The organism is Micromonospora sp. ATLC20 (assembly GCF_057196585.1).
This window is the reverse complement of record NZ_JBXUOV010000022.1, coordinates 43237-52149: the sequence shown is the minus strand read 5'-3', so window position 1 is coordinate 52149 and position 8913 is coordinate 43237. Positions and strand designations below refer to the sequence as shown.

Annotated in this window: 10 protein-coding genes; 1 reads left to right on the top strand and 9 read right to left on the bottom strand. The window is 72.9% G+C overall.

The window, feature by feature from the left end; translation table 11 throughout:
* On the bottom strand, window positions 1-549 hold a 549-nt coding region (gene recO, locus AC2CHG_RS07905), incomplete at its 3' end, for a DNA repair protein RecO (RefSeq protein ID WP_484524446.1).
* A gap of 102 nt (window positions 550-651) precedes the next feature.
* Between recO and AC2CHG_RS07900 the strand changes: the two genes are divergently transcribed.
* The gene (locus AC2CHG_RS07900; protein WP_484524445.1) at window positions 652-1431 is read left to right on the top strand and encodes a DUF4097 family beta strand repeat-containing protein; all 780 of its coding nucleotides are present in this window, start codon (window positions 652-654) and stop codon (window positions 1429-1431) included.
* Window positions 1432-1453: 22 nt separating this feature from the next.
* Here the strand turns inward: AC2CHG_RS07900 and AC2CHG_RS07895 are convergent, their stop codons facing one another.
* The 8 genes from AC2CHG_RS07895 to AC2CHG_RS07860 all read right to left on the bottom strand — a co-directional run bounded on the left by AC2CHG_RS07895 (window position 1454) and on the right by AC2CHG_RS07860 (window position 8861).
* On the bottom strand, window positions 1454-2629 hold the full coding sequence (locus tag AC2CHG_RS07895) for an acyltransferase family protein (RefSeq protein WP_484524444.1): 1176 nt from the start codon (window positions 2627-2629) through the stop codon (window positions 1454-1456).
* A gap of 150 nt (window positions 2630-2779) precedes the next feature.
* Window positions 2780-3676: a GTPase Era gene (gene era / locus AC2CHG_RS07890; RefSeq protein ID WP_262015153.1), complete on the bottom strand. Its 897-nt coding sequence runs from the start codon at window positions 3674-3676 to the stop codon at window positions 2780-2782.
* Window positions 3673-4059 (bottom strand): cytidine deaminase, encoded by a 387-nt coding sequence (locus tag AC2CHG_RS07885; protein WP_135241577.1) that lies wholly within the window; start codon window positions 4057-4059, stop codon window positions 3673-3675. Before AC2CHG_RS07885 ends, era begins: the two co-directional genes overlap by 4 nt.
* On the bottom strand, window positions 4052-5461 hold the full coding sequence (locus AC2CHG_RS07880; RefSeq protein WP_484524447.1) for a hemolysin family protein: 1410 nt from the start codon (window positions 5459-5461) through the stop codon (window positions 4052-4054). Before AC2CHG_RS07880 ends, AC2CHG_RS07885 begins: the two co-directional genes overlap by 8 nt.
* Window positions 5437-5910 (bottom strand): rRNA maturation RNase YbeY, encoded by a 474-nt coding sequence (gene ybeY / locus AC2CHG_RS07875; protein WP_013287968.1) that lies wholly within the window; start codon window positions 5908-5910, stop codon window positions 5437-5439. Before ybeY ends, AC2CHG_RS07880 begins: the two co-directional genes overlap by 25 nt.
* A 39-nt stretch (window positions 5911-5949) precedes the next feature.
* The gene (locus AC2CHG_RS07870) at window positions 5950-7008 is read right to left on the bottom strand and encodes a PhoH family protein (RefSeq protein ID WP_262015152.1); all 1059 of its coding nucleotides are present in this window, start codon (window positions 7006-7008) and stop codon (window positions 5950-5952) included.
* 135 nt (window positions 7009-7143) lie between these two features.
* Window positions 7144-8520, bottom strand: coding sequence for a serine hydrolase domain-containing protein (locus tag AC2CHG_RS07865; protein ID WP_484524443.1), 1377 nt, complete (start codon window positions 8518-8520; stop codon window positions 7144-7146).
* Window positions 8517-8861 carry a histidine triad nucleotide-binding protein gene (locus AC2CHG_RS07860; RefSeq protein ID WP_013475524.1) on the bottom strand — a complete coding sequence of 115 codons (345 nt, stop codon included), beginning with the start codon at window positions 8859-8861 and terminating at the stop codon, window positions 8517-8519. Before AC2CHG_RS07860 ends, AC2CHG_RS07865 begins: the two co-directional genes overlap by 4 nt.
* Window positions 8862-8913: the final 52 nt, after the last annotated feature.

The following is an 8913-nucleotide window of genomic DNA, read 5'->3' as shown; positions in this document are numbered from 1 at the left end:
GGCCGGTACGGAGAACGCGCGGTGCCGGCCCGGCTCGCCGCAGACGGCGCAGGCGGCGAGCGCCGGCGCCCAGCCGGCGAACGCCATGCCGCGCAGCAGGTACGCGTCGAGCACCAGCGTGGTGGCGTGCTCGCCGCGGGCGAGCGACTTCATCGCGCCGAGGGTGAGCTGGAACAGCCGCAGCGACGGTTCACGCTCGACCGGGGTGAGCCGCTCGGCGGTCTCGGCGATCGCGCTGGCCGCGGTGTAGCGGGGGTAGTCGCCGAGGAACCGCTTGCCGTACAGCTCGATCGCCTCGACCTGGCTGACGGTGTGCAGCGAGCTGCCCTGGTTGCCCTTGGGGTCACCGGCGAGCTGGAGGTCGACGTGCCCGAACGGTTCCAGCCGTGCGCCGAACCGGCTCGTGGTGCGCCGCACGCCCCGGGCCACCGCGCGCAACCGGCCGTGCCGGCGGGTGAACAGCGTGATGATGCGGTCGGACTCGCCCAGCTTCTGCACACGCAGCACCACCGCGTCGTCGCGGTAGAGCTGTCGGCGGTACCCGGCCATCAGGCCATTCTCCCTCCGGGTGCGATCTCAGGGTCGGCTCGGGGTGCACCGGCGGGCGATCCCCGATGTGCCGGGTGCCGGGCCGGACCTAGTGTGCTGGCCATGGCTTCGCTCCGCACCGCGGTGGCCGCGACCGCTGCCGCCACGCTCATCGTTCTCTCCGGGTGTGACACCCTCTCGTTCCGCCGGCTCGACTACGACCACACCGAGCGGACCAGGATCACGAAGATCACCGTGGACGACGACGGCGCCGGCGACGTCGTGGTGCGGGCCAACGGCCCCGCCGACCAGGTACGCGTCAAGCGCATGGTCCGCTACCAGGGCGACGAGCCGACCAGCCGGTACGAGATCAAGGGCGACGAACTCGTCCTGCCCACGGACTGCGGGCACCGGTGCAGCATCTCCTGGGAGGTGACCGCACCGCCCGGCGTGGTGATCCGCGGCGGCACCGGCTCGGGCAACGTCGACCTCACCGACGTGGGCACCGTCGAGTTCACGCTCAGCTCCGGCGACCTGACCATCAGGGGCGCCACCGGCGAGGTCCGCGCGTCCACCACGTCGGGCAACATCCGGGTCGTCGAGGCGGCCGCTCCGGTGCGGCTGCGGGCCCGCTCCGGCGACATCGAGGCCCGCCGGCTCGCCTCCGCCGTCGACGTGGAGACCACCTCCGGCAACATCGTCGTCGAGCTGGACCAGCCGGCTCCGGCCCGGGCGCACGCCACGAGCGGCGACGTCGACCTCGCCGTACCGGCCGGCCGCTACCGGGTCCGCGCCACCGCGACGTCCGGCGACACCGACGTACGCGTCACCGACGACCCGACCGCGTCGGTGACGCTCGAAGCGTCCGCCACCAGCGGCAACGTCACTGTCAGCACGCGCTGAGCGGGCCGCGCCCGGTGGTCGCTCAGTCGCCGCCGGGCGCGTCCCGCCGGGACGCCGGAACGCCGTCCCCCCGGCCGGAGTCCTCGGCCGGGCGGCGCGGGCCCGGCACCCGGGCGCCGACGCTCACCAGCGCGTCCTCCGCCCCGGCCGGGGCCGGGCTGGCCGGGGCGGCCGCCGCCCGGTCGGCCACGGTCCGCCGCGGCTTGCCGGGGACCAGTTCGGGGGTACGCCGGGCGGCCACGTCCTCGACCCAGCCGACCATGAGCGTCACCACGCCGACGAGCGCGAAGACCAGCCCCACCCGCAGCCACAGGCCCACCGGGTCGCGCGGCGACCAGCCGACCAGGCCGACGAGCGGGGTGAGGAGCACCACGAACGGCATGTGCCAGAGGTAGATGGTCAGCGCGCGCCGGTTCACCACGGTCACCGCCCGGCCGAGCGCCGGCACGCGGTCGACCCAGGTCACCCCGGCCGGCGCCCGGCCGATCGCCACCAGGATGAACGCGGCCGACCAGAGCGCGTTGCCCAGCGGGATGTCGTTGATGTCGAATCCGCGCGGCCCCGGGTGGGTGACGATCCACGCCAGCCCGGCGGCGCCGACCACGGCGGCCACCGGCAGCAGCACCCGGTTGCGCATCCGGCGCAGCATCCCGTCGTGGTGGGCGAAGCCGAGCAGCCAGGCGCCGAAGTAGAGGCCGAACTCCCGCAGCACCGTCGGCGGGTTCGCCAGGACGCCCACCTCGATCGCGACGAGCAGCAGGTACGGGGCGGCGAGCGTGGGCAGCGGCGCCCGGCGGAACAGCCAGAGCACGAACGGTGAGGCGAGGACGAACCACAGGTAGTCCCGTAGGTACCAGATCGGGCTGAGCGCCAGCCCGCCCCAGTAGTTGGCCGGCGGGTCACTGATCGGGAACAGCCAGAGCAGCACCTTCGGGCTGAACGTCAGCCCGGTGAGCAGCATGGCCGGCACGAAGACCGCGGCGACCACCCACAGCGACGGCAGGAGGCGGCGCAGCCGGCGCCCGACCGCGCGTACCCCGCTGCGGTCCAGTGACGCCGCCATCAGCGACCCGGCCAGGGCGAACATCACCGACATCGCCGGGAACACCAGCGTGAGCGTGGCGTAGCCGGTGACGTGGTAGGTGACGACGCGCAGGATGGCCAGGAAGCGGAGCAGGTCCAGGTAGCGGTTTCGCATCAGCTCGCGGCGGGGTCCGGGGGCAGAGACAATGGTCCCTACCCTGCTCCCGGACACTGTGAAACAGCCGAGAACGCCTATGGAAAGTGAGATGCCCCATAGGTCTGGCTGGTCCTGATCATCCGCTGCCGGGCCTGCCCCGGCCGCCCGTCAGAAGCCGAGCTTGCGCAACTGCTTCGGGTCGCGCTGCCAGTCCTTCGCCACGCGGACGTGCAGGTCGAGATAGACCCGGGTGCCCAGCAGCTCCTCGATCTGCCGCCGGGCGGTGGTGCCCACGTGCTTGAGGCGGCTGCCCCGGTGGCCGATGACGATGGCCTTCTGGCTCGAGCGCTCCACGTACACGTCGGCGTAGATCTTGGTGAGGTTGCCCTCCGGGATCATCTCCTCGACCACCACCGCGATGGAGTGCGGCAGCTCGTCGCGTACGCCCTCCAGCGCCGCCTCGCGGACCAGCTCCGCCACGAGCACCTGCTCCGGGTCGTCGGTGAGCATGTCGTCCGGGTAGAGCTGCGGCGACTCGGGCAGGTAGCCGGTCATCACGTCGACGAGCGTGTCCACCTGGTGGCCGGAGACCGCGCTGACCGGCACCACGTCGGCGAACTCGCCCAGCTCGCTGACCGCGAGCAACTGCTCGGCGAGCCGCTTCTTGTCGACCAGGTCGGTCTTGGTGACCACCGCCAGCACCGTGGCCTTGAGGCTGGCCAGCTCACCGGTGATGAACCGGTCGCCCCGGCCGACCGGCTCGTTCGCCGGCACGCACAGCCCGATCACGTCGACCTCGCTCCAGGTCTCCCGGACCAGGTCGTTGAGGCGCTCGCCGAGCAGCGTCCGGGGCCGGTGCAGACCCGGGGTGTCGACAAGCACGAGTTGCGAGTCCGGCCGGTGCAGCACCGCCCGGATGATGTGCCGGGTGGTCTGCGGCTTGTTCGAGGTGATCGCGATCTTCGTGCCGACGATCGCGTTGGTGAGCGTCGACTTGCCGGCGTTCGGCCGACCGACGAAACAGGCGAAACCGGCGCGGTAGGGACGCGCCTCGGGCGTTGTCACTCGACCACCGTGCCGAGGACGGTGCCGTCCGGCGCGGCCACGTGCACCGGCGCGTCGGCGGACAGGTCACGCACCGCGGCGTGCCCGGCCCCGTCCAGCGTCGACGCCTCGGTCACCACCACCGCGGCCTCCAGCCGGCTCGCGCCCGCCGCCACCGCCGAGGCCACCGCGAGCTGAAGGGCGGTCAGGGTCAGCGACGGCAGCGCCACGCTCGCCGCCGCGTACGTCCGGCCGTCCTGGTCGCGGACCGCGGCGCCCTCCACGGCCGCCACCCGGCTCCGCGCTCCCCGGGCCAGGATCACGAGCTTGGCGTCCTCCGCGCTCAGCTCGGCCGGATCGGCGGGGGTGGGCAGGGCGGCCGGTACGGCGGGTGACTCAGGCATCGGCGGGTTGCCTCTCCTCGGAACGGTTGTTGTCGCCACGCGAATCGGGCGGCTCGCTGCGGTTGGTGCCCTCCGGCGCGTCACCCCGGTCGACCCGGCTCACCAGAACCGTGTCGATCCGGTTGCGCCGGCCGGTAGTGCCCTCGGCCACCAGCCGCAGGCCGGCCACCTCGGCCTCGGCGCCCGGGATGGGCACCCGGCCGAGCGCCTGGGCGAGCAGGCCACCGACCGTCTCCACCTCGTCGGTGGGCAGCTCGGTGTCGAACAGCTCGCCCAGATTCTCCACCGGCAGCCGCGCGGTCACCCGGACGGCCCCGTCGGGCAGGTGCTCGACCGGCGGGCGCTCGACATCGTACTCGTCGGTGATCTCCCCGACGATCTCCTCCAGGATGTCCTCGATGGTGACCAGCCCGCCGGTGCCGCCGTACTCGTCGACCACGATGACCAGGTGGTTGCGGGCCGCCTGCATCTCCGACAGCAGGTCGTCCACGGGCTTGGACTCCGGCACGAACGTGGCCGGGCGCATCAGCTCGGCCACCGGCATCTGCCGGGCGGCCTGGTCGCCCTGCACCCGGCGGATCAGGTCCTTGAGGTAGAGCACACCGAGCACGTCGTCGACGTTCTCGCCGATCACCGGGATGCGGGAGAACCCGGAGCGCAGGAACAACGCCAGCGCCTGCGCGAGCGTCTTGCGTTCCTCGATCCACACCATCTCGGTACGCGGCACCATCACCTCGCGGGCGATGGTGTCGCCGAGCGCGAAGACCGAGTGGATCATCTGACGCTCGCCGTGCTCCACCACACCGCGCTGCTCGGCCAGGTCAACCAGTTCCCGCAGCTCCACCTGGGTCGCGAAGGGCCCCTCGCGGAAGCCCTTGCCGGGAGTGACCGCGTTGCCGATCAGGATCAGCAGCGACGCCAGCGGGTTGAGCGCGCGGCCCAGCCAGCGCACCAGCGGCGCGACCGCGCGGCCGACCGCGTACGCGTGCTGACGGCCGATCGTCCGCGGGCCGACACCGACCACCACGAAGCTCACCACCGTCATCGCGCCCGCGGTCACCAGCGCCGCCCGCCAGCCCGCGCCGAACGTGTCGACGGCCACCAGCGCGACGAGCGTGGTGGCGGTCAGCTCGGCCAGCAGGCGCAGCATGAGCAGCAGGTTCAGATGGCGGACCACGTCACCGGCGACCGCCTGGAGCGCACGCCCGCCGCGGGCACCGTCGCGGGTCAGCTCCGCGGCACGGGCCGGCGAGACCGCTGCGAGCGCCGCCTCGGTCATCGCGATCAGGCCGGCGAGCACCACCAGCCCGGCAGCGAAGACCAGGAGTTGAAGATCAGGCAGACCGGCGGGGGTGCGGACCGCCGCCAAGGTGTCCATCACCGCGACCGGGTCGACCGCCAGCTGGCCAGCAGCCGGGCCTGGAGACCGAACATCTCCCGCTCCTCCTCGGGCTCGGCGTGGTCGTAGCCCAGCAGGTGCAGCACGCCGTGCACGGTGAGCAGGTGCAGCTCGTCGGCGGCCGAGTGCCCGGCCACGGCGGCCTGCTTGGCCGCCACCTCCGGGCAGAGCACGATGTCGCCGAGCAGGGCGGGCTCACCGCCGGCCGGGTTGCTCTCCCCCGGGCCGTGGTCGACGCTGCCCTCGTCCATGGGGAAGGCGAGCACGTCGGTCGGGCCGTCGCCACCCATCCAGCGGTGGTTCAGCTCCGACATGTATTCGATGTCGACGAGCAGCACGGACAGCTCGGCGAGGGGGTTGACCCCCATCTCGTCGAGGGCGTGCCGCGCGACGGCGAGCACGGCGTCGGTGTCGACGTCGACACCCGACTCGTTGGCGATCTCGATGGACAACTGTCTTCCTCTGATGATGTGACGGCTTCCGCCGGTGGGTCAGCGGCGCCGGCCGGCCCGGCCGCCCTGGGCGGTGCGCCCGGGTACGGCGTGCACGCTCTGCGCCTGCTGGTTCTCCCGCTCGGCGTCCCAGCGGGCGTACGCGTCGACGATGTCGCCCACCAGCTTGTGGCGCACCACGTCGGAGCTGGAGAGCTGGGCGAAGTGCACGTCCTCGACGTTGTTCAGGATCTCCCGGACCACCCGCAGGCCGCTGGTCGTCCCGCCGGGAAGGTCCACCTGGGTGACGTCACCGGTGACGACGATCTTGGAGCCGAAGCCGAGCCGGGTGAGGAACATCTTCATCTGCTCGGGCGTGGTGTTCTGCGCCTCGTCCAGGATGATGAACGCGTCGTTCAACGTCCTTCCGCGCATGTATGCCAGCGGCGCGACCTCGATCGTGCCGGCGGCCATCAGCTTCGGGATGGTCTCCGGGTCGAGCATGTCGTGCAGCGCGTCGTAGAGCGGGCGCAGGTAGGGGTCGATCTTCTCGTTCAGGGTGCCGGGCAGGAAGCCCAGCCGCTCCCCCGCCTCGACCGCCGGCCGGGTCAGGATGATCCGGTTGACCTGCTTGGCCTGGAGCGCCTGCACGGCCTTCGCCATCGCCAGGTACGTCTTGCCGGTACCCGCCGGGCCGATGCCGAAGACGATGGTGTGGGCGTCGATCGCGTCGACGTACTTCTTCTGCCCCAGCGTCTTGGGACGGATGGTGCGACCGCGCCGGGAGAGGATGTTGAGCGTCAGGACCTCGGCGGGCCGCTCGGCGCCGCCCTGCTCGAGCATGCCGACGGTACGCCGTACCGCGTCTGTGGTCAGGGTCTCGCCTTTCTCGATCAGTTCGAGCAGCTCACTGAAGAGACGCTCGGCGAGGGCGTTGTCGGCGGGGGCGCCGGTGATGGTGATCTCGTTGCCGCGGACGTGGACGTCGCTGTCGATCGAGCGCTCGACGAGCCGCAGGATCTCGTCGCCCGCGCCGAGCAGGTTCACCATGATCTTCTGGTCGGGGACCGTGATCCTGGTCTGCACACGCGGCGTGCCGGGAGGTGGGGTGCCGGTCATAGGTCGGGCCCGTCGGGCCCTGCGCCACCTGCTCTCCGCTTCTCGGGCGCCGGGCCCTGCTGGCGCGGCGTTCGGTTACCTCCATCGTATCGGGTCGGCACCGTACGCACCGCGCCCATTTCCGGTGCCCGGCGGTCAGGCGCCGGCGCGGAAGTCGTACCCGTCGAAGGTCTCCTGGGTGCGGGTGAAACGGTAGGTCGCCCAGTGCATCCGGACCACCACGCCGCGTTCGTCGCGGGTCAGTCGCAGCAGCTCCCCCACCTCCCGGCCGGAGACCGTGCGGAACACGTCCGGCCGGTCCGGCAGCGGCGCGAACACCGCGGGCGGCTTCCCGGCCGGGTCGTCCGCGCCACGCGCCCGCAGCGTCCCGTCGTGCCAGGAGAAGACGTACTCGAAGCCCTCGCCCCACCAGCGGCCCAGCACGCGGCGCAGGTGGTCCGGGGCGGGCGGGCCGGGACGCCACGGCTCGATCTCCGCCGGATCGTGCTCGGCGGCGGCGGCCAGCAGCCGGTGGGACAGGTCGAACACCTCGACGCCGGTACCGGACGAGCCGAGCACCGCGGCGCCCATCGCCCCGGCGGTGCCCTGCCCGCCGCGCCGCCCGTACACGGCGGCGAGGAATCCGGGCATCGCGCCGTCGTGGCCCACGTGTGTCACCCGCTCCGGCTGCGGGATCAGGATCAGCCCCAGCCCGAAGCCGGCCGACCAGACCGACTCGTCGGTGGGGGTGAGCGGCCAGCGCATCTCCTCGACAGTCGTCGCGGCGAGCACCGCGCCGTCCGGGTCCACCGCCGCCGGGTCGGCCAGGAACGCGGCCCAGCGGGCCATGTCCGACGCGGTGCTCCAGAGCTGCGCGGCGGGGGCCACCGCGCCGAAGTCGGCGGGTGGTTCCGGGTGGGCCTCGTCGGAGTACGCGTCGACCAGGAACCCGGTCGCGGCCCGCTCGGTCGGGTACGGGCCGGTGGCGGTCAGCCCGAGGGGGGTGAGCACCCGGTCGGCCAGCACCTCGGCCCAGGTGCCGCCGCGCAGCCGGGCGACCGCCTCGCCGAGCAGCGCCAGGCCGAGGTTGGAGTAGTGGAAGCGCCGGCCGGTGGGTAGTACCCGCTCCACCCGGGCCAGGTCGGCCAGCATCTCGTCGACGGCCGGGGCGCGCAGGCTGTCCCACACGTCGCCGTGCGGCTCGCGCTGCAGGCCGGCGGTGTGCGACAGCAGCCGGCGTACCGTCGCGTCGCCGTGCGCGGGCAGGTCGAGGTGCCGCCCGATCGGGTCGTCCAGGTCGAGCAGGCCGTCGTCGCGGCACTGCATGACGAGCGCCGCGGTGAAGGTCTTGGTGACCGAGCCGATCCGGAACACCGTCTCCGGCCCCAGCGGGGTGTCGTTGCCGGTGTCGCCCACGGTGCAGGTCCAGAGCGGCCGGTCGGCCCGGTGCAGGGCGGCCGACACCGCCGGGATCCGCCCGGTGGCCTGCGCCTGGCGCACCATCCGGCCGAGCCGGTCGGACACGTCGGTCATCGGCAGAGCATCGGGCCGAGCGGCGCGCCACCGAGCAGGTGGGCGTGCACGTGGAAGACCTCCTGGCCGCCGTACGGGCCGGTGTTGAACATCAGCCGGAACCCGTCCACGGTCAGGCCCTCCTCCTCGGCGACCACGGCGGCGGTCTGGAGCACCTCGCCGGCCAGTTCGGGCGCGCCCTGGGCCAGCGTGGCCACGTCCGCGTAGTGCTCCTTGGGGATCACCAGCACGTGCGTGGGCGCCTTCGGGTCGATGTCCCGGAAGGCCAGGGTGGTGGCGGTCTCGCGGACGATGGTGGCCGGAATCTCCCCGGCGACGATCCGGCAGAAGAGGCAGTCCATCGCAGCAGTGTAAGGACGTCGCCGCGAGCGTGGCGGGGGCACCGCCGGGCGG

Excerpts from the sequence above, each read along its gene's own strand:
- AC2CHG_RS07900 (WP_484524445.1), top strand. The coding sequence starts at position 652 with ATGGCTTCGCTCCGCACCGCGGTGGCCGCGACCGCTGCCGCCACGCTC.
- AC2CHG_RS07895 (WP_484524444.1), bottom strand. The coding sequence starts at position 2,629 with ATGCGAAACCGCTACCTGGACCTGCTCCGCTTCCTGGCCATCCTGCGC.
- AC2CHG_RS07885 (WP_135241577.1), bottom strand. The coding sequence starts at position 4,059 with ATGCCTGAGTCACCCGCCGTACCGGCCGCCCTGCCCACCCCCGCCGAT.
- AC2CHG_RS07870 (WP_262015152.1), bottom strand. The coding sequence starts at position 7,008 with ATGACCGGCACCCCACCTCCCGGCACGCCGCGTGTGCAGACCAGGATC.
- AC2CHG_RS07865 (WP_484524443.1), bottom strand. The coding sequence starts at position 8,520 with ATGACCGACGTGTCCGACCGGCTCGGCCGGATGGTGCGCCAGGCGCAG.
- AC2CHG_RS07860 (WP_013475524.1), bottom strand. The coding sequence starts at position 8,861 with ATGGACTGCCTCTTCTGCCGGATCGTCGCCGGGGAGATTCCGGCCACC.